This window comes from Pseudomonas fluorescens (genome assembly GCF_005938625.1).
Lineage (GTDB): Bacteria > Pseudomonadota > Gammaproteobacteria > Pseudomonadales > Pseudomonadaceae > Aquipseudomonas > Aquipseudomonas fluorescens_BD.
In genome coordinates this window covers 101,906-125,668 of the sequence record NZ_VCNJ01000030.1, presented here as the reverse complement: position 1 = coordinate 125,668, position 23,763 = coordinate 101,906, and the positions used below count along the sequence as shown (strand labels likewise).

At 60.3% G+C, this 23,763-nt stretch carries 18 protein-coding genes; 12 read left to right on the top strand and 6 right to left on the bottom strand.

Features of this window, described 5'->3' with window-relative positions; translation table 11 throughout:
- The first annotated feature begins 10 nt into the window (after window positions 1-10).
- The 10 genes from FGA82_RS20120 (at window position 11) to FGA82_RS20070 (ending at window position 11,758) form a co-directional block, all read left to right on the top strand.
- Window positions 11-1,720 (top strand): NAD(P)/FAD-dependent oxidoreductase, encoded by a 1,710-nt coding sequence (locus FGA82_RS20120; protein ID WP_141128438.1) that lies wholly within the window; start codon window positions 11-13, stop codon window positions 1,718-1,720.
- Between the two features lie 30 nt (window positions 1,721-1,750).
- A complete protein-coding gene (locus FGA82_RS20115) occupies window positions 1,751-3,070 on the top strand; it encodes an amidase family protein (protein ID WP_141128437.1) in 1,320 nt (439 codons plus the stop codon).
- A 162-nt stretch (window positions 3,071-3,232) separates the two neighbouring features.
- Window positions 3,233-4,492, top strand: coding sequence for a tryptophan permease (gene mtr / locus FGA82_RS20105; RefSeq protein WP_141128436.1), 1,260 nt, complete (start codon window positions 3,233-3,235; stop codon window positions 4,490-4,492).
- A gap of 262 nt (window positions 4,493-4,754) precedes the next feature.
- Window positions 4,755-5,681 (top strand): glutamate/aspartate ABC transporter substrate-binding protein, encoded by a 927-nt coding sequence (locus tag FGA82_RS20100; protein WP_008079434.1) that lies wholly within the window; start codon window positions 4,755-4,757, stop codon window positions 5,679-5,681.
- 193 nt (window positions 5,682-5,874) lie between these two features.
- A complete protein-coding gene (locus tag FGA82_RS20095; protein ID WP_008079435.1) occupies window positions 5,875-6,621 on the top strand; it encodes an amino acid ABC transporter permease in 747 nt (248 codons plus the stop codon).
- On the top strand, window positions 6,621-7,292 hold the full coding sequence (locus tag FGA82_RS20090; RefSeq protein ID WP_003227756.1) for an amino acid ABC transporter permease: 672 nt from the start codon (window positions 6,621-6,623) through the stop codon (window positions 7,290-7,292). The genes FGA82_RS20095 and FGA82_RS20090 overlap by 1 nt, the downstream gene beginning before the upstream one ends.
- Window positions 7,289-8,023: an amino acid ABC transporter ATP-binding protein gene (locus FGA82_RS20085; protein WP_007963947.1), complete on the top strand. Its 735-nt coding sequence runs from the start codon at window positions 7,289-7,291 to the stop codon at window positions 8,021-8,023. The genes FGA82_RS20090 and FGA82_RS20085 overlap by 4 nt, the downstream gene beginning before the upstream one ends.
- Before the next feature lie 170 nt (window positions 8,024-8,193).
- The gene (locus FGA82_RS20080; RefSeq protein WP_141128435.1) at window positions 8,194-10,095 is read left to right on the top strand and encodes a sensor histidine kinase; all 1,902 of its coding nucleotides are present in this window, start codon (window positions 8,194-8,196) and stop codon (window positions 10,093-10,095) included.
- Window positions 10,092-11,420, top strand: a complete 1,329-nt coding sequence (locus FGA82_RS20075) for a sigma-54-dependent transcriptional regulator (protein WP_141128434.1) — start codon at window positions 10,092-10,094, stop codon at window positions 11,418-11,420. Before FGA82_RS20080 ends, FGA82_RS20075 begins: the two co-directional genes overlap by 4 nt.
- On the top strand, window positions 11,420-11,758 hold the full coding sequence (locus tag FGA82_RS20070; protein WP_141128433.1) for a GlpM family protein: 339 nt from the start codon (window positions 11,420-11,422) through the stop codon (window positions 11,756-11,758). The genes FGA82_RS20075 and FGA82_RS20070 overlap by 1 nt, the downstream gene beginning before the upstream one ends.
- A gap of 196 nt (window positions 11,759-11,954) precedes the next feature.
- On the opposite strand, the gene FGA82_RS20065 is transcribed toward FGA82_RS20070, so the two are convergent.
- Both FGA82_RS20065 and FGA82_RS20055 read right to left on the bottom strand, forming a co-directional pair.
- Entirely contained in the window at window positions 11,955-12,620 is a 666-nt protein-coding gene (locus tag FGA82_RS20065) for a DsbA family oxidoreductase (protein ID WP_141128432.1), read from the bottom strand.
- Window positions 12,621-12,796: 176 nt separating this feature from the next.
- Complete coding sequence (locus FGA82_RS20055) at window positions 12,797-13,831, bottom strand: alpha/beta fold hydrolase (protein WP_141128430.1); 1,035 nt, start codon at window positions 13,829-13,831, stop codon at window positions 12,797-12,799.
- 217 nt (window positions 13,832-14,048) lie between these two features.
- Here FGA82_RS20055 and FGA82_RS20050 point away from each other — a divergent pair, with 217 nt between their 5' ends.
- On the top strand, window positions 14,049-19,604 hold the full coding sequence (locus tag FGA82_RS20050; RefSeq protein ID WP_141128429.1) for a dermonecrotic toxin domain-containing protein: 5,556 nt from the start codon (window positions 14,049-14,051) through the stop codon (window positions 19,602-19,604).
- A gap of 149 nt (window positions 19,605-19,753) precedes the next feature.
- Window positions 19,754-20,671 (top strand): transcriptional regulator MetR, encoded by a 918-nt coding sequence (gene metR, locus FGA82_RS20045; RefSeq protein ID WP_007916739.1) that lies wholly within the window; start codon window positions 19,754-19,756, stop codon window positions 20,669-20,671.
- A 108-nt stretch (window positions 20,672-20,779) separates the two neighbouring features.
- Here the strand turns inward: metR and FGA82_RS20035 are convergent, their stop codons facing one another.
- The 4 genes from FGA82_RS20035 to FGA82_RS20020 all read right to left on the bottom strand — a co-directional run bounded on the left by FGA82_RS20035 (window position 20,780) and on the right by FGA82_RS20020 (window position 23,755).
- Window positions 20,780-21,277, bottom strand: coding sequence for a GNAT family N-acetyltransferase (locus FGA82_RS20035; RefSeq protein WP_141128481.1), 498 nt, complete (start codon window positions 21,275-21,277; stop codon window positions 20,780-20,782).
- Between the two features lie 2 nt (window positions 21,278-21,279).
- Window positions 21,280-21,918 carry a LysE family translocator gene (locus FGA82_RS20030; protein WP_122598878.1) on the bottom strand — a complete coding sequence of 213 codons (639 nt, stop codon included), beginning with the start codon at window positions 21,916-21,918 and terminating at the stop codon, window positions 21,280-21,282.
- A gap of 23 nt (window positions 21,919-21,941) precedes the next feature.
- Entirely contained in the window at window positions 21,942-22,361 is a 420-nt protein-coding gene (locus FGA82_RS20025; protein ID WP_141128428.1) for an NUDIX hydrolase, read from the bottom strand.
- 68 nt (window positions 22,362-22,429) lie between these two features.
- Complete coding sequence (locus FGA82_RS20020; RefSeq protein WP_141128427.1) at window positions 22,430-23,755, bottom strand: APC family permease; 1,326 nt, start codon at window positions 23,753-23,755, stop codon at window positions 22,430-22,432.
- Between the last annotated feature and the right edge of the window lie 8 nt (window positions 23,756-23,763).

Below are 23,763 nucleotides of genomic sequence, written 5' to 3'. Positions count from 1 at the left end.
AAGTCCCCCTGTGAAACCTATTTCCCATGATGTCAGTCAGGCGTCCGCGTGCCTGTCTTTTCCCTACGTCGATCTGCTGTATGACTATGGCCAGTTCCTGCGCAGTGCCGATGAAGCCATCGGTTACCTGCCAGCGGAAACTGCCGAGAAACACATCGGCATCGTCGGCGCCGGCCTCAGCGGGCTGGTCGCCGCTTATGAACTGCTGCGCGCCGGTGCGCGTCGCGTGACGTTGTTTGAAGCCGAACCTGCGCATGTCGGCGGGCGTCTGCTGACGCAGTGCTTTGATGAGGAACAGCCGCAGTTCATCGCGGAAATGGGCGCCATGCGTTTTCCGCCGAGTGAGGTCGGGCTGTTTCATTACCTTAATCGCTTCGGCATCCAGACCACCGAGGCGTTTCCCGACCCAGGCGTGGTCGACACTGAAATTCACTACCGCGGCGAAGCCCATCACTGGGCGGCCATGCAGCCGCCGCCGGCATTGTTCAGCACCGTGCACCAAGGCTGGATCGCCTTTCTCAGCGAAGGCGTCACCCTCGATGACGGCACGTGCCTGGCGCCACCGCTACTGATCACCGAACTGCTCAAGCAGCACAATTACTGCGAAGTGCAGCCCGAGTGGCAACGCTATCTGGACTGCTTCGGCGACAGCTCCTTTTACTCGGCGATGGTGCGCATCTTCACCGGCAAAAAGCCGCCGGGCGGCAAGCCGTGGCGCAAGCCTGAAGACTTCCACCTGTTCGGCTCGCTGGGCATTGGCTCGGGTGGTTTCCAGTCGGTGTACCGCGCCTCGTTCACCGAGATCCTGCGGCTGGTGGTGAATGCGCTGGAGGTCAATCAGCGTCTGGTGCCCAACGGTATTTCTTCGCTGGCCGAGCGGATTGCCGACAGCGAATTCAACGGTATTCAGGTGCGCGACATGATTTGCCGCACACGCATTGAATCGATCAACAAAGGGCCGAAAGGCGAAATTCTGCTGGCCGGCAGCAACGGCGAAACCTACGCCTGCGACCGGGTAATCACCACCACCACGACCCGCGCCCTGCAAGTGAATCTCAAGCTCACGCAGAACCAGGCCTTCGTCAATCGCGACGTCGCGCGGGCGATCAACGAAACGCACATGGTCGGTTCATCCAAGCTGTTCATCCTGACCAAGGACAAGTTCTGGCTCAAACATGGCCTGGCGCACAACATCCAGACCGACACCCTGGTCAAGGGCGTGTATTGCCTCGACTACGCGCCGCACGATCCGGATTCCTGGGGCGTGGTGCTGATCAGTTACACCTGGGAAGACGACTCGCACAAGATGGTTTCGATGACCGACAAGGTGCAGCGCTGCCTGCGTCTGGTCGATGAATTGGCGATGAGTGCACCGGAATTTGCCAGCCATCTGCTGCCGCTGGACGGTGACTACCAGCGCTACGTTCTGGAATACGACTGGCTGACCGACAAGCACGCACTCGGCGCTTTCAAGCTGAACTTCCCCGGCGACGATATTTACTCCGAGCGCCTGTTCTATCAGTTCCGCACCGCACTCGACCCGAAACAGGACACCGGTTTGTACCTGGCCGGTTGCGGCGCCTCGTTCACTGGCGGCTGGGCCGAAGGCGCAATCCAGACCGCGCTGAATGGCGCATGCGCGGTGATCAGCAGCCTGGGCGGCGATTTGATTGCCGGTAACCCGCTCGACGACCTGCACTCGCAGTACCGCTACTGCTGACCCAGTCCCTTTCCACGCCGAGAATCATCCATGTACAGCCAGCTTTCAATTGAACAGCTCGTCAACGGCTTTCGCAGTGGCCAATACTGCCCGGACACCTGGCAGCATGCCCTGCGCGAGCGCCATGTGCAGATGCAACATCTGAACAGTTTCATCACCTTCGACCCGTCAGCGTTCAAGGCAAATGCTGCCGATCGCGACAGCGCACTGTACGGCCTGCCGGTATCGTTCAAGGACAACATCAATGTCAGCGGCCTGCCGACCACCGCCGGCACGCCCGGGCTGGCCGACTATGTGCCGCAGGCCGATGCCGGCATCGTCGAGCGCTTTCGGCAATTGGGCGCGCAGATTGTCGGCAAGAACAACATGCACGAACTGTCGTTCGGCGTGACCTCGGCCAACCATTCTCATGGTGCCGTGCTCAACCCCGTCAACGAACGCCACAGTGCCGGTGGCAGCAGCGGCGGTTGTGCCGCGGCTGTCGCTGCCGGGCTGGTGGCGTGCGCGGTCGGCACCGACACCGGTGGCTCGGTGCGTATCCCGGCGGCGTTCTGCGGGATTGTCGGGTTTCGTCCAACTACGGGCGTGTACCCCGCCGATGGCATCGTCCCGGTGTCACAAACCAAAGACACCCCGGGCCTGCTGACCCGCACGGTGGAAGATTGTCAGTTCGTTCACGCGCAATTGAACGGCAGCCTGCATCAGCCTGAAACCCGGCCATTGCGCATCGGCATTCCCGAGCATTTTCTCTGGGCCGAGCTCGCTGAAAACGTGCAACGTGATTGCCGCGCGGCCATCGAGACCCTGGCTGATCGTGGCGTGATCTTCGTGCCGGTCGACGATTCCGTGATTGGCGAGATCAACGAGAGCATTCAGTTTCCGCTGCCGATCTATGAGTTCTTCATCGACTTTCCACGCTTCCTGATGAAAGCAGGACGCGGCGAACAGTTCCTCGACATCCTCGCGCAGATTCGCGATCCGGCGATCAAGAAAATCCTCACCGCCCAACTGGAAAGCCCAGCGATTTCCTACACCGACTACGTGCAGGCACTGATGAGCAAGCTGTGTCTGGAGAAGGAGTACCGCGCCCTCTTCAGCCGCCATCAACTGGATCTGCTGGCTTACCCGACCGTCACTTGCAGCGCACCACTGCTCAGTGCTTGCGCGGATGAGAGCAATTTCGAAACCTTCGTGCGCAATACCGACCCGGCGAGCAACCTGGCGGCGCCGAGCATCAGCGTTCCGGTGGCAGCGGCGGGTGAGTTGCCAGTGGGTTTGTCGTTCGATGCATTGCCGGGGCAGGACGACTTTCTATTGGCCAATGTGCGGCACCTGCTGGATATCCGCTGAATCGCCATCCAGCACAAAACCCTGTGGGAGCGGGCTTGCCCGCGAAGAGGCCATCAGCATCAACATCTCTGTTGACTGAACAACCGCTATCGCGGGCAAGCCCGCTCCCCACAGGAACCGTGCAACCACTGCCATATAACAACTCAAATTGCAGGCCTTGCCATGCGCGTCACCTCAATACCCTCCATTCCCGCTGTCGAACGCTCGCCGTCGATCCTTGGCGGCGCCATGATCATCGGCGGCACCATCGTCGGTGCCGGCATGTTCTCGCTGCCGGTGATCATGTCCGGGCTGTGGTTCTACGGCTCCGTCGCCGTGCTGCTGTTTGCCTGGTTCTGCACCTTGCACTCAGGCTTGATGATCCTCGAGGCCAATCTCAACTACCGCGAAGGCGCGAGTTTCTCCACGATCACCCGGGATCTGCTCGGCCATGGCTGGAGCCGTTTGAACGGCTTGAGCATTGTGTTTGTCCTCTACACCCTGACGTACGCCTACATTTCCGCCAGCGGCTCAGTGATTCACCACACCGCGCAATCCTTCGGGTTCGAGCTGTCATCGCGCGCCGGCGGTCTGGGGTTCACGCTGCTGGTGGCGTTCATTGTCTGGCTCAGCACCACGGCGGTGAGTCGCATGACCACGCTGGTGTTCGGCGCAAAAATCCTCGCGTTCTTTCTGACCTTCGGCGGTTTGCTGGGCCATGTGCAAAGCACCACACTGCTTGATCTGAACAGCGGCGACAGCCACTACTGGCCCTATTTGCTGGTGACCCTGCCCTTCTGCCTGACTTCGTTCGGTTTTCACGGCAACGTGCCGAGCCTGATGAAGCATTACGGCAAAGACCCGCAGCGGATTCGCGCCTGTCTGGTCGGCGGCACCCTGATCGCGCTGACACTGTATCTGGTGTGGATGCTTTGCAGCATGGGCAACATTCCCCGCGACGCGTTCAAGGACATTGCCCAGCGCGGCGGCAACATCGATGTCTTGATCAGCGCCCTGGGTTCACGGCTCAACAGCGCCAACGTCGATCTGCTGCTGACGTTTTTCTCCAACTTCGCCGTGGCCTGTTCGTTTCTCGGGGTGACCCTGGGTTTGTTCGATTACCTGGCCGATGTGCTGAAGTTCGACGACAGCCCCGTCGGTCGCCTGCAGACCGCCGCCATGACGTTCGGGCCGCCGATGCTCGGTGGTTTTCTCTGGCCGGAAGGCTTTTTGCATGCCATCGGTTTCGCCGGGTTGGCGGCAACGTTGTGGGCGGTGATCACCCCGGCGCTGCTGGCACGCGCTTCGCGCAAGCGCTTTGGCAGCCCGCGCTACCGCGTGTGGGGAGGTACGCCGATGATCGTTCTGGTGCTGTTGTTCGGGGTGATCTGTGCGACGTCCCATGTGCTGTTCGTGTTTGATTGTCTGCCGGTGTGGCGCTGAGGCGTCGCGTTCGGTTTTCCGAACGCGACTTTACGGTCGATTCGGTTAACCGGATCAGTCAGGGTGAAAAATACCGCCACAAAACTTTAATAACGTTATAAATCATCAAGTTAGATATCTACGACTGGTCTGGCACGACTCATGCTCTACACTCTCTCGACGAATGCCTGTTGTGCCAACACTTCAGGAGCCGTCAGGCATTCGAAGCACAAAAGGGCCGACAAACTGGCTCCATAAAAAAAACAATGTCGAGGAAAATTTGATGCGCATCGTTCCCCATATCCTGGGCGCAGCCATTGCGGCCGCTCTGATCAGCACGCCAGTTTTCGCCGCCGAACTCACCGGCACCCTGAAGAAAATCAACGATTCGGGCACCATCACGCTCGCACACCGCGACAGCTCCATTCCGTTTTCCTACATCGCGGACGCTTCCGGCAAACCCGTGGGCTACTCCCACGATATTCAAGTGGCCATCGTTGAAGCCCTGAAAAAAGACCTGAACAAGCCAGACCTGCAGGTCAAATACAATCTGGTGACCTCGCAAACCCGTATTCCGCTGATCCAGAACGGCACCGCGGATATCGAGTGCGGCTCCACCACCAACAACGCCGAACGCGCTCAGCAAGTCGACTTCACCGTCAACATCTTCGAAATCGGCACCCGTCTGCTGGTCAAGAAAGACAAGGATGGCAAGCCGTCCTACGCTGACTTTGCCGACCTGAAAGGCAAAAACGTCGTGACCACTGCCGGCACCACGTCCGAGCGCATCATCAAAGCGATGAACGCCGACAAGCAGATGGGCATGAACATCATCTCCGCCAAAGACCACGGTGAATCCTTCAACATGCTGGAAAGCGGCCGCGCCGTTGCCTTCATGATGGACGACGCGCTGCTGGCCGGCGAAGAAGCCAAGGCCAAGAAACCGGCTGACTGGATCATCACCGGCACGCCACAGTCCTTCGAAGCCTACGCGTGCATGGTTCGCAAAGACGACCCGGCCTTCAAGAAAGCTGTCGATGACGCCATCGTTGCGCTGTACAAGTCCGGCGAGATCAACAAGATCTACAGCAAGTGGTTCGAGAGCCCGATTCCACCAAAAGGCCTGAACCTGAACTTCCCGATGAGCGACAAGGTAAAAGATCTGATCGCCACCCCGAGCGACAAGCCGGCGCCTGACGTAAAAATCTGATTCCTGACTAACCTTATCTCCTGAGGGAGCCACCCTCCCTCAGGCGTCTGTTACTACCTGCTGGCTATACAGTGGAACACTCGACCTGGCGGTTTTCGAGCCGATCGCGTGTGCCTGACGTTCAACGTCAGGCGGGAAAGGATCTTCCCCAAGCGGGTGCTTGTACATCGATCGATCTCGAGGGGAGACCCTAATGAATTACAACTGGGACTGGGGCGTGTTCTTCAAGTCCACCGGCGTCGGCAGCGAGACTTATCTCGACTGGTACGTCACCGGTTTGGGCTGGACCATCGCCATCGCCATCGTGGCGTGGATTATCGCCTTGCTGCTGGGCTCCATTCTGGGGGTCATGCGCACGGTGCCAAACCGCATCGTATCGGGCATCGCGACCTGCTACGTGGAACTGTTTCGCAACGTGCCGCTGCTGGTTCAGCTGTTCATCTGGTACTTCCTGGTGCCTGATCTGCTGCCGCAAAACCTGCAGGACTGGTACAAACAGGACCTCAACCCGACCACCTCGGCTTACCTGAGCGTTGTCGTCTGCCTGGGCCTGTTCACCGCTGCCCGCGTTTGCGAACAAGTGCGTACCGGCATCCAGGCGCTGCCACGCGGCCAGGAAGCCGCCGCCCGCGCCATGGGTTTCAAGCTGCCGCAGATCTACTGGAACGTGCTGCTGCCCCAGGCCTACCGGATCATCATTCCACCGCTCACCTCGGAATTCCTCAACGTCTTCAAGAACTCCTCCGTGGCGTCCTTGATCGGTTTGATGGAACTGCTGGCGCAAACCAAACAGACCGCCGAATTCTCGGCCAACCTGTTTGAAGCCTTCACCCTGGCCACGCTGATCTACTTCACCCTGAACATGAGCCTGATGTTGCTGATGCGCATGGTCGAGAAGAAAGTCGCGGTGCCCGGCCTGATCTCCGTGGGGGGTAAATAATGGACTTCGATTTCAGCGGCATCATCCCCGCCATCCCGGGCCTGTGGAACGGCATGGTCATGACCTTGCAGTTGATGGTCATGGGCGTGGTCGGCGGCATCGTGCTGGGGACGATTCTGGCGCTGATGCGCCTGTCGTCGAGCAAATTGCTGTCCCGTGTGGCCGGCGCTTATGTGAACTACTTCCGTTCGATCCCGTTGCTGCTGGTGATCACCTGGTTCTACCTGGCGGTGCCGTTCGTGCTGCGCTGGATCACCGGCGAAGACACGCCGATCGGCGCGTTCACCTCCTGCGTCGTAGCCTTCATGATGTTCGAAGCCGCGTACTTCTGTGAGATCGTCCGTGCGGGTGTGCAGTCGATCCCCAAAGGCCAGATGGCCGCCGCGCAAGCGATGGGCATGACCTATGGCCAGACCATGCGTCTGATCATCCTGCCCCAGGCGTTCCGCAAGATGACGCCGTTGCTGCTGCAACAGTCGATCATCCTGTTCCAGGACACCTCGCTGGTCTACACCGTGGGCCTGGTGGACTTCCTCAACTCCGCCCGCTCCAGCGGCGACATCATCGGTCGTTCCAACGAGTTCCTGATCTTCGCCGGTGTCGTCTACTTCATCATCAGCTTTTCCGCCTCGCTGCTGGTCAAGCGTCTGCAAAAAAGGTTCGCCGTATGATCTCTATCAAAAACATCAACAAGTGGTATGGCGACTTCCAGGTGCTGACTGATTGCAGCACCGAGGTCAAAAAAGGTGAAGTGATCGTGGTCTGCGGCCCGTCGGGTTCCGGCAAATCGACTCTGATCAAGTGCGTCAACGCGCTGGAGCCGTTCCAGAAAGGCGACATCGTCGTCGACGGCACCTCGATTGCCGACTCGAAGACCAACCTGCCGAAACTGCGTTCGCGCGTAGGCATGGTGTTCCAGCATTTCGAGCTGTTCCCGCACCTGACCATCACCGAAAACCTGACCATCGCGCAGATCAAGGTGTTGGGCCGCAGCAAGGAAGAAGCGACCAAGAAAGGTCTGCAACTGCTCGAGCGCGTCGGTCTGTCGGCACATGCCCACAAACATCCGGGGCAATTGTCCGGCGGTCAGCAACAGCGTGTGGCGATTGCCCGTGCGCTGGCGATGGACCCGATCGTCATGCTGTTCGACGAACCGACCTCGGCGCTCGACCCGGAGATGGTCAACGAAGTGCTCGACGTGATGGTGCAACTGGCCCACGAAGGCATGACCATGATGTGCGTGACCCACGAAATGGGCTTTGCGCGCAAAGTGGCCGACCGGGTGATTTTCATGGACGCCGGCAAGATCATCGAAGACTGCCCGAAAGAGGAATTCTTCGGCGACATCAGCGCCCGCTCGGAACGCGCGCAGCACTTCCTCGAGAAAATCCTGCAGCACTAAAACCAAGTACTTGCGCCATCACACTAATCCCTGTGGGAGCGAGCTTGCTCGCGAAAGCGGACTGCCATTCAACATTGATGTTGACTGATCCGGCCTCTTCGCGAGCAAGCTCGCTCCCACAGGGACAGCGGTGAGCCTGCAAGTGTGGTGGTTGACCCAAGGCAACTGTGATGAAATGCGACCCCAATCTCTATCGCGCCGCGCCGCCATCACTTGCCGTGAAGCCCCGTCTGATTCGTCATTTGTTCCTGCCGCCACTGATCATCGCCCTGATGATCGGGTTGGGTTTTATCGGCTTCTGGACCAGTGAGCATTTCGGCATTCGCAGCCTCGGCGAGAACGGTCAGCGTCAGCTCGAACTGCACGCCCGCGCGGTCGAAAGCGAGATCAGCAAATACACCTACCTGCCCAGCCTGCTGGAACTCGAAACCAGTGTGTCGCAGCTGCTGGCCGACCCGACCCCGCAATACCGGGAAACGGTCAACGCTTACCTTGAAGGCCTGAACCGGCGCAGCCGCAGTCGGGCCATCTACGTCATGGACACCACCGGCCGCGTCATGGCCACCAGCAACTGGCGCGATGTCGACAGTTATCTGGGTGAAGACCTGTCCTTCCGCGCCTATTTCCAGAAAGCCGTACGCGGCGAACCCGGGCGTTTCTACGGCATCGGCAGCACCAACGGCGAACCCGGTTATTACCTCGCTCACGGCCTCGAAGAGCATGGCAAGATCATCGGCGTCGCGGTGGTCAAAGTGCGCCTGGAAGCCATGGAAGAACGCTGGCAGCGGGCGCGTCTGGAAGCCTTCGTCAGCGATGAAAACGGCATCATCATTTTGTCCAGCGATCCGGCCCGGCGCCTGAAAGCAGTGATTCCCCTGAGTGAAGCCACCAAGGAAAAACTTGCCCGCAGCCTGCAGTACTACTGGTTCCCGCTCAACGAACTGCAACCGTTGGCCCGCGAAACCTTGTCCGAGGGCGTAGAAAAACTCACCTTCCCGGCCAACAGCGAAGTGCAGTCCGGCGAGGACGACATCAGCTATCTGGCGCAGACCAGACCGCTGAGCGACACGCCGTGGAATTTCACCCTGCTCACGCCGTTGCAGGACCTGCGCCGTGAAGCGATCAATCAAGGGATTCTAGTCGCGGTTGCCTTCGCGTTGGTGGCCTTCCTGCTGATCGCCTGGAACGAGCGGCGCAAGGTCATCGCCACCCGCCTCGCGGCCCGTGAAGCCTTGCAGGAAGCCAACAATCAGCTGGAGCGTCGGATTACCGAACGCACCACCGACCTGCGCGCCAGCAACGAACGACTGAAGAGCCAGATCCGTGAACGCCGTCAGGCTGAAGAGACCTTGCGGCGTGCGCAGGATGAACTGGTCCAGGCCGGCAAACTCGCTGCCATCGGCCAGATGTCGACCAGCATTGCCCATGAATTGAACCAGCCGTTGGCGGCGATGCGTACGCTGTCGGGCAACACCGTGCGCTTCCTCGAACGCGGTCAGCTGGATGTCGCCAGCACCAATCTGAAAACCATCAACGAGCTGATCGACCGCATGGGCCGAATCACCGCCAGCCTGCGTTCGTTCGCCCGGCGCGGCGACAACCAGGGCCAGGCCAGCCTCGGCAAAGCCGTAGAGGCAGCGCTGCAATTGCTCGGTGCACGCCTGGAGAGTTCGGCGGTCAACATTCACCGCCAGTTCACTGATGTCCAGGTGCAGATCGACCAGACCCGCCTCGAACAGATTCTGGTCAACCTCATCGGCAACGCCCTCGACGCCATGCAAACGCAACCACAGCCCGAACTGTGGCTGGAGGGCGAAGAGTTCAACGCCAAGTATCGCCTGCGCGTGCGCGACAACGGCCACGGTGTCGACGCCGAAGCGCGCAAGCATCTGTTCGAACCGTTTTTCACCACCAAACCCGGCGAACAAGGCCTGGGTCTGGGACTGACCCTTTCCGCCAGCCTCGCGGCTGCCACCGGTGGTCATCTGGGTGTCGAACACCCGGCCAGCGGAGGTACCACTTTCGTCCTCAGTTTACCGTTGGTAAGCCCTACTCCCGCCGAGCCAATATGAACCCCGAACTCAGTGTACTGATCGTCGAAGACGACCCCCATGTGCTGCTCGGCTGCCAACAGGCGCTGACCCTGGAAGACATTCCCTGCGTCGGTGTCGGCAGTGCCGAGGAAGCGCTGGAGCGTGTCGGCGACAATTTTGCCGGCATCGTCATCAGCGATATTCGCCTGCCGGGCATTGATGGCCTGGAACTGCTGACCCGTCTCAAGCAGCGCGATCGCAGCCTGCCGGTGGTGTTGATCACCGGCCACGGCGACATTTCCATGGCCGTCGGCGCGATGCAGAAAGGCGCCTACGACTTCATGGAAAAACCGTTCTCGCCGGAACGTCTGGTGGATGTCGCACGACGAGCGCTGGAGCAACGCAGCCTCGCCCGCGAAGTGTCATCGCTGCGTCGGCAACTGGCCGAGCGCGATTCCCTCGAGGGGCGGATCATCGGCCGCTCGCCGGCCATGCAAAACCTGCGCGAATTGATCGCCAACGTCGCCGACACCTCGGCCAACGTGTTGATCGAGGGCGAGACCGGCACCGGTAAGGAGCTGGTCGCGCGTTGCCTGCACGACTTCAGTCGGCGCCACAGCAAGCAATTCGTCGCGCTGAACTGCGGTGGTCTGCCGGAAAACCTTTTCGAAAGTGAAATCTTCGGCCACGAGGCCAACGCGTTTACGGGCGCTGGCAAGCGTCGCATCGGCAAGATCGAACACGCCGACGGCGGCACATTGTTCCTCGACGAAGTGGAAAGCATGCCGCTGCCCTTGCAGATCAAACTGCTGCGCGTATTGCAGGAACGCACCCTCGAACGTCTCGGCTCGAACCAGAGCGTGGCGGTGGATTGCCGGGTGATCGCGGCGACCAAATCCGACCTCGACGAAGCGAGCAAGGCCGGCGAGTTCCGCAGCGACTTGTACTACCGCCTCAACGTGGTGACGCTGGAACTGCCGCCATTGCGCGAGCGCCGCGAAGACATCCTGCAACTGTTCGAACACTTCACCCAGCAGTCGGCCCTGCGCTTTGATCGCGCGCTGCCGGAGCTGGACAACCAGACCCTGTCGAACCTGATGAGTCACGACTGGCCGGGCAACGTGCGTGAACTGCGCAACGTCGCCGAACGCTTCGCCCTCGGTCTGCCGGCGTTCAAGAAGTCGGGGGCCAACAGTGGCGGACAAGGGCTGGCGTTTGCCGAAGCGGTGGAAGCGTTCGAGCGCAACCTGCTCAGCGATGCCCTGCAACGCAGCGGCGGCAACCTGACTCAGGCGAGTCTGGAATTGGGTATGGCCAAGACCACGCTGTTCGACAAAGTAAAGAAGTACGGGTTGAGCCACTGATGGATCTGTTTTTCAAAGCCCTGTTGGGCGCAGCGGTAGTACTGATCATCGCGGCGCTGTCGAAAACCAGAAACTATTACATTGCCGGGTTGGTGCCGCTGTTCCCGACGTTCGCGCTGATTGCGCATTACATCGTTGGCAAGGGGCGTTCGGTTGAGGATCTGAAGACCACGATCGTGTTTGGCATGTGGTCAATCATTCCGTACTTCATTTATCTGGCGACGTTGTACGTGATGGTGGATCGGCTGCGGCTGGAGGCTTCGCTGGCCGTGGCGGCGGTGGCGTGGTTGATGGCTGCTACGGTGTTGGTGACGGTTTGGGTGCGCCTGCACAGCTGACCCTCACCCCAGCCCTCTCCCAGAGGGAGAGGGGGCCGACCGAGGTGTCTTGCGTCTGACATTGACCTGAAAGATCCAGTTGATTATGGATTCGGTACAGCACGTTCAGGTCGGCGTACAACTCCAGCATCCCCCAATCAGTCCCCTCTCCCTCTGGGAGAGGGTTAGGGTGAGGGGCTTTTGGCTCCTACCGATATCAGCTGACCGTCCCGCCCTTGGACTCAGCCATAATCTGCCGAATCGCCCCGACAAACGTCTCCACCGGCTGCCCGCCAGTCACCGCGTACTGCCCGTTGAACACCACGGTCGGCACCGAACTCACCCCGCGTTGCAGCCACAGCTGTTCTTCTTCACGCACTTCATCGGCAAACTCGTCAGACGCCAGAACAGCCTCGGCCCGCTGGCGATCCAGCCCGACGCTTTCAGCAATCAGCACAAGCTGGCGATGATCCGACGGATTGCCGCCATCGCTGAAGTACGTCTTGAACAGCGCCTCTTTCAAAGCCAACTGCTCCCCTTCAAGCCCGGCCCAATACAACAAGCGGTGCGCATCGAAAGTGTTGTAGATACGGCTGTTGCCATCAGTGCGAAACGCGAACCCGAGTTCAGCGCCACGGGCACGGATGGCTTCACGATTTTTCTGCGATTGTTCGGGAGTAGAGCCGTATTTTTCGTGGATGTGCTCGGCAATGTTCTGCCCTTCGGCACTCATTTTCGGATTCAGCTCGAACGGCTGGAAACGGATCTCGGCCTGCACTTCGTTGCGCAGGATTTCCAGCGCTTCCAGCAAGCCATACAAACCGACAACGCACCATGGGCAGGAGACGTCGCTGACAAAATCGATTTTCAGAGCAGAACTCATCACACACCTCGCAGGGGAAAATCGTGCGGGAAAGTTTGCACGATACACCGGGGCTGGGTTTTGTAGTGACTGTAACGCCCCCTTCGCGAGCAAGCTCGCTCCCACAGGGGTACGCATTCCAAATGTGGGAGCGAGCTTGCTCGCGAAGGGGCCATAACAACACCGTCCACTTTTGGTTACAGCAGATTCCCGCCCACCACCGGCTCGATCTGCGCCCAGTGCGAGGTGTCTTCACGATGCGCCTGCAGATACGGCAGCACCGCCGCCAGCAACGGCTCCTTGAACGCCTCTTGAAAGCGATGCGCCAATCCCGGAATCAGCTTCAACTGACTGCCACGAATATGCGCCGCCAGATGCACGCCGTGCATCACCGGCAACAACGGGTCCGCCGTGCCATGCACCACCAGCGTCGGCACGCGCAATTGGTTGAGTAACGCCACCCGACTCGGCTCGGCGAGGATCGCCATGATCTGCCGCTTCACGCCTTCGGGGTTGAACGCCCGGTCATACGACAGCGCCGCCTGATGCAGCAAGGCCTGCCGATCATCCGTCACCGCCGGGCTGCCCAGCGCCGCCAACAGATCCGCCTGTTGCTCCAGCGCCACCTGACGATTCGGTGCGCCGCGACGCGACAACAACTGCACCAGCGCGGCACTCGGAGCCGGCAATCCTTCAGCGCCAGAGCTGGTCATGATCAACGTCAGACTTTCGACCCGCTGCGGCGCCATCGCAGCCATGTGCTGGGCGATCATCCCGCCCATGCTCGCGCCCAGCACGTGGAATTGCTCAACATGCAAAGCGTCCATCAAACCCAGCGCGTCGTCCGCCATGTCCGTCAGGCTGTACGGCGCCGCCACCGGCAGACCGAGCTTGTAGCGCAGCACTTCAAAGGTCAGATTGGCTTCAGCCGGCGCCTGACGCCAGGTCGACAGGCCGACATCGCGGTTGTCGTAGCGGATCACCCGAAAGCCCTGCTGGCACAGCGCAACGACCACTTCGTCCGGCCAGTGGATCAACTGTCCACCCAGGCCCATGACCAGCAACAACGCCGGATCCGATGCGCGACCAATGCTCTGGTAAGCCAGGCTCACCTGCGACAGATCGACGTGTTCGGTCGGCACATTCACATCGCAACGCGCCGCCGCCCATGACGACGATCCGAAAAAAATCGCGACCAACAAAGCCGCGACAGAAAGAAAACCCTTAGCCATGAAAAACACCGAAACGCAGAACCCCAGTAGAGCGCGAGTCTGATGAAGTTTGTACAAGCGCGCTGCCACAGTTCCATGACAGTTTGATGAAGAGTGCCGAGCGGTCATGGGCGTCTGTTGCAAACAATATCTATGTACCGCCATCGCCTTGCGCGATTTCTCTTCAATGACCCGCTCAGGGACGGATTTCCCGCCCCGCCATGCGAGTCATGCCCCCATGCCCGATCGCCTTGTTCTGGATGAACTCCCCGCCCCCTCACCATTGCCCGAGACCGTCGAGCACCTGCCGAAAACGATCGATGACAGCCTGTTGCAGCAGGCCAGCCATCGCTGGCGCGCCAGCCGTGAGGGTTTGCGCGAATTGTTTGCCGCCAGCCCTGCCCTGCGCGGCAGCGTCAATGAGCTGCTGCGACACCAGCTGCAACTGGATGGCGAAACAACCGGATTGCGCTTCGCCGCCACCGATGACGAGCCGGAACATATCGTCAGCCTTACCGATGCCTGTGCCTTCGTCGTTCAACAGCCGACGCTGGAAACCGATCTGGATCAGCGTTGTGAGCTCACAGGTATCGGCGCCGATCATCCGCTGTACGCACTGAAACCCCGGCAACTCCTTGAGAAGCTCAAATCGCTCGATCCACGCAAAAGCCACGAGGCTCGCTGGACAGCCTTTTGGCAAGCGCGCGCACCACGCACGCCTGTGTCACGGAGTAGCCGCGCCACGCAGCTCTATCGTGCGCACTTCGAAGCCACCGCGCATTCGGCCCACGCCAACCGCGTCATCAGCGCCGCACAACTCAAAACGCTACAACAAATTATCGATTCGGGTGCTAGTGCATTGACAGTCGAGGGTCAAGCCATCCACACGGAAAAACTGGCACTGGTGTTGAGCAACGACAGCAAAGTCAAACTCCCCGGTGCGTGGGTCGTCAGCGTCGGCGATCCGGCCACGGCGGCGCCATTGCTTTATCTGCCCTGCAACGCCGCGTCGATCCAGGCCTTCAACACACGCGCAGAGATGCAAATCTGGCTGACCCGTCAGGTACAGATACCCACGGGACTGCCCAAGGAAATCCGGCGCATCGACTACAGCGCGGCGCTCGACCCGATGGTCACCGGGGCGAGCGACCTGTTCGCCGACCGACACCACGCGCAGCTCGATGCCTTGAGCAACACCAATAAAGGCAAGCCCGGGATCCGCGAGCACGGTGCGCAATCGCTGGTCCATGTCGACCTGATCGATCATCAGCGCAGCAGCGCGATCATTGTGGCGGCCCCGCCAAAACCGCTCGCGCCCGGCAGCGATAGCCAGACGGATGAGAAACCGCTGTTCGGCAGCCTGTCGGCCGGCATTCCACTGGCGGTACGACAAGCGGCGCTCAAACGTGAACGCGATGCGCTCGAACGCTTGCAGGACAACGACGGTGACGGCTCTGGATATCGAGAGTGCAAGGACGCCCTCGAAGCGCTGGAGACAGCCGAACAAGCCGGCGAGACCGCCGCCACATTGCTGCTTTACCGCGACAGTGCCCTCGACGCGAGCGCTTTCAACACAGCGTTCACGGCCCTTCGTCAGGCGCACCAGGACGGCTTGTACGCCGAAGGCAGACTGCAAGCGGCGCTGGGCCAACTCGACAGTGCCGAACACGATCTGCTCAAGGCCGTCCTGGACAGCCCCGTCGCGGCTGAACGCGACGCTGATTTCACGGCGGCCAGCCTGACGCTGTCGCGGACCGAAACCAAGGAAGGGATCCGTACGACGCAGAGCGAACCACTCAAGGGCGCGCTGCTCATCGGACGGCAAGCTGCCCTCTCTGACAGGGCAGCGACTTCCAGCCTCATGCTCTACTGGCCGGGCACCGGCGGTGGCCTGCAACGCTTTGCCGATCGCCGGACACTGGAGCGCGAAGTATTCAGGATTCTGGACCACGACAGCGACGTGACCGTGCAACTGAGCCCGCTCACCACAGACCCACTGCATCATTGCCTCAATGAGCTGGTGACCGACTTCGAAGCAAAAGCCGCACCTCTGCGCGGCAAACCCGAACAGGCTGACGCGCTGGAAATTCTGCGTCAGGACTACCTCGCCCATGTGCAGGTTCCGGTTCACGCCGCCAGAAGCCTGACCTTTGCTCACCTGCAAGAGCAGGAACGCAGCGGTACTCTTGCCGGCCATCTGCCGGACTGGCTGATCAAGCTCAAGGAGCACGAGCGTAACGGGCTCAAACAGAACATCGAGGCGTACATCGCGGCAATGCGCGAAAGCCACGCGCTCATGACCCTCGCGCTGGAACCCCGTGACGACTTCACCCGCCGCCACCTGCACGCCCGACTGCGCAAGGACTTTTCCCTTGAAGGCCACTTCTCCATCCAGGTCGAACTGCCCGACTCGACCAAGACCGAACAGGTTCCCGAGTCGGGGCCTGGTGGCGTCAGGAAGACCACGACCATTGTGCCCAGCAAAGCCCGCAGCAAAATGTCGCTGGAAGACCTGGCCCAGCTCAATATCGACAACGTCCATTCAGTGCTCAATGACTCACTCTCGCAGCGTCTGATTTTCCTGAGGCTGGAGGTCACCGCGACGCTGAAAAAGGATCGCACTCGCCTGCTCAACGGCATCAACCTGACCTACCTGCGCAAAGTCCTGCCGGAACTCGACCTGCCCAAAGCCTATGAACAGAAAATCCACGATGCCTTCAGGGGCGCCACCAGCGAGTCGGAATTCGTCAAACAACACCGCCGGGAAAGCCTGATCGAGCCTTGGCGCCTGATGCTGAAAATCCAAAGCGAAAATGCGCGCCTGCAAAAACACCTCAGCCCTGATGAAGCCGCGCTGCTGAACATCGCCATCGATGCCAACACCACCGAGGCGTGGCAAGCCAACGGCAAGCGCCTGGTTCTGTTGCCGGTGTCGCTGAAAGTCGGCGGCAGGGACACCCCCGGCGAAGGCCCGGTGACCCTGTCCGGCGTCAGCCTGATCGAAGAGCAGATCAGCGGCGTCACTCTGTTGTACCTGCCAGACAGCCACGACGGGCAGTTTTTCCGCCGTTACGACACGCTCGAAGCGGCGCGCAAAGGGCTGTTCGCGTTGTGCGGGAGTGACAAGAGGATCGAGTACCTGGCGAACAGGGCTTTGCAGGGCAATGTCCGGGCCCATATCAACCGTATCGGTCAGGCCGTGGAAAAAAACTTCGATGCCATCATCGAAGTCGGGGTGAGCTGGCCCGCGACTACTTCGTTCGCCGCGCACCTGCTCGACGCACACATGGGACGCTTGATCGAAGCCCATCGCGGTACCTCGCGCTCCAACGATGAGCTGTTCTTCGAGCGCTACACCCTGAAAGGCCCGCGCGCCTTCAACTACATAAAAATGGCCTTGGGCATGGTGCCCTTCGTCGGCAGTGTGCTGGCGCTTTATCAGGCCTGGACGGCTGCGAATCAGGCCGTCGTCGCGTTCTTGCGTGGCGACGTGGCTGACGGTCTGGCGGAAATCGAGTCCATGCTGCTGTCGTTGATCGACGCCCTCATGGATCTGCTTCCGGGCGAAGCGGTGGCCTCGACGCTCTCGCGGACGACACGCGCATTGACACAGGCTCGGCAGCTCCACGCGGTGCTCGGCAATGTGGCGGCGCTGCACGGCAAGTCGCAGCGTCAAGCCAGGCATGTGCTGACGCGCTTCAAGGATTACGAATATGAAAAGCCTATTTCTCTGGCCAGCATCGAGCCTGCCAGCCACGGCCTCTATCGCGGGATTTACCGGCACGCCGACGGCGACTTCGTTGAACGTCAGGGTCGCCTCTACCAAGTGGAGCTGAGCCGGGATTCGCGCAGCTGGCGCCTGTCTGGCAACTCGCGAAAAACCTACAAGCAGCCGATCGCACTGGATGAAAGCGGACGATGGGACACTTGGTTCGGCGTCTATGGCACAGCCCTTGAAGGTGGCGTATCGGGGGGTGGCAATGTCGGCGGGCGGATGGTCGACACACTCGACCCTTACTGGCCGCCAGCGATTCGGCAGCGCCTGCCGCGCTGGCTGGTGGATCGGGAGTTTCGCCGCCACCATCGGCTGACCGCTGCGGCTGACGACCTGGCTGACCGACTACAGGTCAGAGGCGCCAAAAGCGACCGGGTGATCAACGCCTATCGCGAAGCCCCGGTCGCCGAACGCCCGCCCATGTGGCCGGCTGTCGAAGCCGCTTGCGTTGGCGATATTCAGTTGGCCAAACAGCGTTATCAGACCTTGAGCGAGCTGATTGAGCTGACCCATGGCAGAAAGCGCAGGGAGGCTGCTGACATGCAAAGCAAGACCGCATGGCTATTGAGTGATCGCTATCGGCGACGCGCTGTTCACACATCGCACAGTGTGCATGCCATGACATTGAAGGTCAGGGAACTGAAGCAGGCACACAACGCTCTGCCACCCGGCACAGTGACCCGGCGCCTGGAAATCATCGAAGAGATACGCGTGCTGCGCGTCGAGATCGTGAAAAAGCTCGACCATATGGAAGCGCTCAAGGAGCAGGTCAATCACTGGTATGAACGTATTCTCGCGAAAGACCGGCCGAAAATCTCCGCGCTCGTCGACAACCTCAATACCCATCAAAGCGATGCAATCTTGCTGTACCTGAGAACGTCCCAGCGCCTGGAAATCGTCAAGAAAGCCGGCAATCCGGACGATGCGTCGTGGCGCTATCTGCGAGAACTGGCAGAGCCCCTGCGCAATACCATCGATCGCGCCCTGTACCGTCAGTACGATCTGCCGAACATTCAGAGTACAAACGCACAACGTAACCGCATTCTTCAGGAAAGCGTCGACGCCTGCGTCGAGTTTCGCCGCGAGATGACTTTCTGGACCGCCAGTTACCCACAATTCTTTCATCTGGAGGTGGTCGAGCCATTGCTCGAAGGCGTTGACCGACTGGCGGATCGAGCCCGTGCCGGAATCAACAGACCAGCGGCGCCAACACTCGCAGGGCGACCGCTGCAGCGAATATTCCTCACGCAAGACAATCAACTGCGCCATGGCGTGGAGCAATGGGATAACGCCACTCAGACGCGTCGATATCGATGCACGGGGCCTGGAGGCCATGAGGAAATCTGGGAACAAGGCGCCGATGGCGTCATGCGCCTGACCAACCCGCCAATCAGAATAAACCGTCCGCCCGCCGGGCTGAGTCTGCCCACCCTGGTTACCGAGGCACAGCAGCGTCTGGATAACCTCGCCACTTACCGCGCCACGGTTCAGAGAAACGCCGACGCGGGCATGCTCCCGGTCAACCTGCAACACATGATGGACAGTCAGGCGGGGGAACTGAACACCCGCGCCGACGCGATCGCGGCCAAGTCTGCCGAGCATCCGATGATTCAGCAATTGCGTGATCGGGCGGGTGAACTGATCGTCGAAGGTCGTACCCTGCGCTCCCAACGTTCATTGACCAGTCAAAGGCCTACCGACGGCATGCTGGATGACCTCATCGCTCAGAATGCGGTGGAAATCCGCCGAATCAGTCCGATCCAGCGACTGGCCGACTATCAAGGCCGCCCCAACTACCTGCAGGAATATGAGATCTGGAACCTCACGCGCGAGCCTGCGCAATTGCTCTGGTATGTGCACTTCCATTACCGCTCGGCTAACCGGCCATTTCGCCAGTTCGAAAGGGCCCACCTGAAACTGCCAGAACATCGCTTGCTGACTCACGCTGACGAGCCGACCTTGCTCGATTCCAGAATCACCGGACAGTCGATTGTTCTCGGGCATTTCGAAGCACTCTGAGAATGAGCAGCGTCTGCCCCACGGAGAACTGCTGAGCCACAATCTGGCAGTTCTCCAGCAAAACCAGGCACCGCTGTCGACAGCCCGGCAAACATGAGACAAACTCACCGCTTTCGTGTTTATCACAAGTTTTCCTCATGGAGCCATCGGTGCTTGAAATCCGCCACCTGAAAACCCTGCACGCCTTGCGCGAAGCCGACAGCCTGGTCGATGCCGCCGACCGTTTGCACCTGACGCAGTCAGCACTGTCCCACCAGTTCAAGGAGCTTGAAGAACGGCTGGGCATGGCGCTTTTTGTGCGCAAGACCAAACCGGTGCGTTTCACCAGCGCCGGCTTGCGCCTGCTGCAACTGGCCGACGCGACCCTGCCGCTGCTGCGCGCGGCTGAACGGGACATCGGCCGTCTGGCCGGTGGCACCGCCGGGCGTTTGCATATGGCCATTGAGTGCCACAGTTGCTTTCAGTGGCTGATGCCGACCATCGACCAGTTCCGCGATGCCTGGCCAGAAGTCGAACTCGACCTCGCTTCGGGTTTCGCCTTCGCCCCGCTGCCGGCGCTGGCGCGTGGTGATCTGGATCTGGTGGTGACGTCTGATCCATTGGAAATCGCTGGCATCACCTATGTGCCGCTGTTCACTTATGAAGCCATGCTTGCCGTGGCCAATCAGCATGCATTGGCGAGCAAACCGTACATCGTCCCCGAAGACTTGCTGACGGAAACGCTGATCACCTACCCGGTGGAACGCGACCGCCTCGACATCTTCACGCGTTTCCTGGAACCGGCCGACATCGAGCCAGCACAGGTGCGCACTTCAGAGCTGACAGTGATGATGATGCAGCTGGTCGCCAGCGGCCGAGGCGTCTGCGGCATGCCGCACTGGGCGCTGCACGAGTACAGCTCGCGCGGATATGTGAAGGGTAAGCGGCTGGGGGAAAAGGGTTTGTTCGCGACGCTGTACGCGGCGATTCGCACCGACATGCTCGATGCCCCGTACATGCGTGATTTTCTGCTGACGGCCAAGGACACCTCGTTCTCGACGCTGGACGGCGTCAGCGCGGTGCGCTGAACCCTGTGGGAGCGAGCTTGCTCGCGAAGGCGTCGGGTCAGTCAATCTGGTTGTTGAATGTTCTACCGCATTCGCGAGCAAGCTCGCTCCCACAAGGGCGGGGTGATATCAGATCTCGCGCCACATGTGGATCTTGTCGAAGTAGTCTTCGCCCACCCGCACTGCCAGCGGTTCGAGGCCGAACTGGATGAAGCCGCAGCGCTGATAGAGATTGAACGCGGCGTCATTGCCGGCGGTGACGGTGAGCTGGATGACTTTCAGTTCGGGGTGGTTTTGCGTTTCGGCAATCGCTGCTTGCACCAGTTCATGACCCAAACCGTGCTGACGAAAATCCGCCGAAACATACATGCCGAACAGCGTGGCCTTATGCCGGGCCTTTTCGCGCGGCTCGAAGGCCAGCCCGACAATCCCGGCCAGCGTGCCGGCTTCAAACGCGCCAAGTACCACGTCGAGTTTGCTGGTCAGGCGTGCTTCCCACCAACTCAACGGCATCACCGCACGCTCACGTACGCTGGAAGTGAACGCCTGCGGATGACGATCGTAGGCTTCGAGCATCAGCTCTCGGTAAGCCAGAGCGTGGCTGGCGTCCAGCCGTTCGATCGACATGCTCATGCCGTCCTTCTTTGCTCAAGCATCAGCCGCACAGCGAGGCCGCCGAGGACGAACCCCATGAAATAACGCTGCAGCACCAGCCACGTCGGGTTACGCACGAACCACGACGCAATGCCCGCCGCGAACAACGCGATCAGCAAGTTGACGCAGAAACTGACACTGATCTGGGTCAGGCCGAGCACGATGCTTTGGGTGAACACCGAGCCATGCTCAGGGGTGATGAACTGCGGGAACACCGAAAGGTAGAACACCGCAATTTTCGGGTTCAGGGCGCTGGTGAGAAAGCCCATGGTGATCAGCTTGCGCGACGAATCCGCCGGCAATTGCTGCGCTTCGAACGGCGAGCGCGCACCGGGTTTCAGCGCTTGCCAGGCCAGCCACAGCAGGTACAGCGCACCGGCCCATTTCAGCACTTCGTAAGCCATCGGCACTGCAAGAAACACAGCGGTCAGACCGGCTGCCGCCGCGAACAGATGCACAAAGAACCCCGCCACCACGCCAAGCAACGACGTGACCCCGGCCTTGCGTCCCTGACAGATCGAACGCGAGATCAGGTAGATCATGTTCGGCCCCGGCGTCAGTACCATCAGCAACGCGGCGGCGGCGAAGATCAGCAGGTCTTGCAGCGGGATCATGGCAAAGTCCTTTGCGAGAATGATCAGGCGATGGCCGTCAATGATTGGCGATAAAACGGCAGGATCAGGTCGCGTGTCAATGGCGCCAGCTCGACTGCTGGATCAGTGGTCGGATCGACCCAGATCACCTCTTCGATTTCCGCCGCCGGAGTGACTTCACCATCGATCGTCAGTTGAAAGATTTCGGCCCGTACAACAAATCCCGGCTCGTTGGCCGCGGGGGCGGAAAACTGCCCCAGAAATGCAGCCTGCGTCAGGTCGATTTGCAAGCCCAACTCCTCTTCCAGCTCACGCGCCAGCGCGTGCACCGGCAACTCATGCGCTTCGATCTTGCCGCCCGGCTGCATGAACGCCGTGGTCCCGCGTTTGCGCACCAGCAAAGTCTGCCCTTGAGGGTTAAGCAACAGCGCAGCGGCAATATCAATAGTGGAAGAAGTCGACATACGAAAAATCCTTGGCGCAAAAGCGCCAAGGATCACATGTCGGTCAACGGTGTGCCAAGCCGCAAGGCTCAGGTCGCTTCCTGGAAATCCATCTCCGGCGGCTGCCGGCGGAAGCCACCGGTGAGCACCGCCAGATAAACCACACCCACCGCCAGCCAGCTCAGGCCCAGGTAAACCGCCAGGTGATCGAGGCTGACCATCAGCCACAAATCCGCGACCAGACCAATAAACGGGAAGAGCAAAAACAGCACCGCCTCACGCGGGCCTCTTTTCTCGCCGCCGATCCAGTAATGGAAAATCACCGAGAGGTTGACCAGGCTGAAAGCCAGGAACGCGCCGAAGTTGATGAACGACGTCGAGGTGGTCACATCGAGTTTCAGCGCCAGCAACGCCACCACGGCGCAGAGCAGGATGCTGTTGACCGGCGTGCCGAAGCGCGTGTGCAAGGTGCCGAAGAACGACTTGGGCAGGACGCCGTCGCGGCCCATGGCAAACAGCAAGCGCGAGCCGCTGGCCTGCGCCGACAGCCCCGAGGCGAACTGGCCGACAATCAAGCCAATCAGAAAGATCGACACAAACAGATCTCCGCCGATGTTGCGGGCGATTTCATAGGCCGCCGAATCGACGCTGTCGAACTGGTACGACGGGTGCGCGATCTGCACAAAGTATGAAACGCCGACGAAGATCAGCCCGCCGATCAAGGTAATCAACATGATCGCCCGCGGGATGGTGCGGCGTGGGTCGCGGGTCTCTTCGGTCAGGGTGCTGACCGCGTCGAAGCCGAGGAACGAATAGCAGGCAATTGCCGCGCCGCTCATGATCAGCGGCATGTGCATGTCGCCGTTGAAGAACGGTTTGATCGACCACAATGGCGTGCTCGCATCGCCACCGATGTAGTGCACGCACAGCGCGACGAAAGCGATCAGTACGAGGAATTGCACCAGCATCAGCAAAGCATTGATGCCGTTGGCCAGTTTCAGGCCAATGATATTGATTGCGCTGGTGATGCCGATGAACGCCAGCACCCAGATCCATTGCGGGATCGACGGGAACGCGGAAGCCAGATACGCCGCGCCGATCAGCCAGATCGCCATCGGCAAAAACAGGTAATCGAGCAGCACGGCCCAACCGGCGATGAAACCGAGTTTGGGGCTGATCGCCTTGCGCACGTAACTGTAAGCGGAACCGGCGACGGGGAACGCGGCGGCCATGCGCCCGTAGCTCATCGCGGTGAAGAACATCGCGATCAGTGCCGCCAGATAGGCGGCGGGGACCATGCCGGCGGTGGATTGAGCGAGGATGCCGAAGGTGCCGAGGACAATGATCGGCGTCATGTAGGCGATGCCGAACAGCACCACCGACCCTAATGAAAGGGTGCGTTGCAAACGAGCCATGGGCGACT

Excerpts from the sequence above, each read along its gene's own strand:
- FGA82_RS20115 (WP_141128437.1), top strand. The coding sequence starts at position 1,751 with ATGTACAGCCAGCTTTCAATTGAACAGCTCGTCAACGGCTTTCGCAGT.
- mtr (WP_141128436.1), top strand. The coding sequence starts at position 3,233 with ATGCGCGTCACCTCAATACCCTCCATTCCCGCTGTCGAACGCTCGCCG.
- FGA82_RS20100 (WP_008079434.1), top strand. The coding sequence starts at position 4,755 with ATGCGCATCGTTCCCCATATCCTGGGCGCAGCCATTGCGGCCGCTCTG.
- FGA82_RS20095 (WP_008079435.1), top strand. The coding sequence starts at position 5,875 with ATGAATTACAACTGGGACTGGGGCGTGTTCTTCAAGTCCACCGGCGTC.
- FGA82_RS20090 (WP_003227756.1), top strand. The coding sequence starts at position 6,621 with ATGGACTTCGATTTCAGCGGCATCATCCCCGCCATCCCGGGCCTGTGG.
- FGA82_RS20085 (WP_007963947.1), top strand. The coding sequence starts at position 7,289 with ATGATCTCTATCAAAAACATCAACAAGTGGTATGGCGACTTCCAGGTG.
- FGA82_RS20080 (WP_141128435.1), top strand. The coding sequence starts at position 8,194 with ATGAAATGCGACCCCAATCTCTATCGCGCCGCGCCGCCATCACTTGCC.
- FGA82_RS20075 (WP_141128434.1), top strand. The coding sequence starts at position 10,092 with ATGAACCCCGAACTCAGTGTACTGATCGTCGAAGACGACCCCCATGTG.
- FGA82_RS20070 (WP_141128433.1), top strand. The coding sequence starts at position 11,420 with ATGGATCTGTTTTTCAAAGCCCTGTTGGGCGCAGCGGTAGTACTGATC.
- FGA82_RS20065 (WP_141128432.1), bottom strand. The coding sequence starts at position 12,620 with ATGAGTTCTGCTCTGAAAATCGATTTTGTCAGCGACGTCTCCTGCCCA.
- FGA82_RS20055 (WP_141128430.1), bottom strand. The coding sequence starts at position 13,831 with ATGGCTAAGGGTTTTCTTTCTGTCGCGGCTTTGTTGGTCGCGATTTTT.
- FGA82_RS20050 (WP_141128429.1), top strand. The coding sequence starts at position 14,049 with ATGCCCGATCGCCTTGTTCTGGATGAACTCCCCGCCCCCTCACCATTG.
- FGA82_RS20035 (WP_141128481.1), bottom strand. The coding sequence starts at position 21,277 with ATGTCGATCGAACGGCTGGACGCCAGCCACGCTCTGGCTTACCGAGAG.
- FGA82_RS20030 (WP_122598878.1), bottom strand. The coding sequence starts at position 21,918 with ATGATCCCGCTGCAAGACCTGCTGATCTTCGCCGCCGCCGCGTTGCTG.
- FGA82_RS20025 (WP_141128428.1), bottom strand. The coding sequence starts at position 22,361 with ATGTCGACTTCTTCCACTATTGATATTGCCGCTGCGCTGTTGCTTAAC.
- FGA82_RS20020 (WP_141128427.1), bottom strand. The coding sequence starts at position 23,755 with ATGGCTCGTTTGCAACGCACCCTTTCATTAGGGTCGGTGGTGCTGTTC.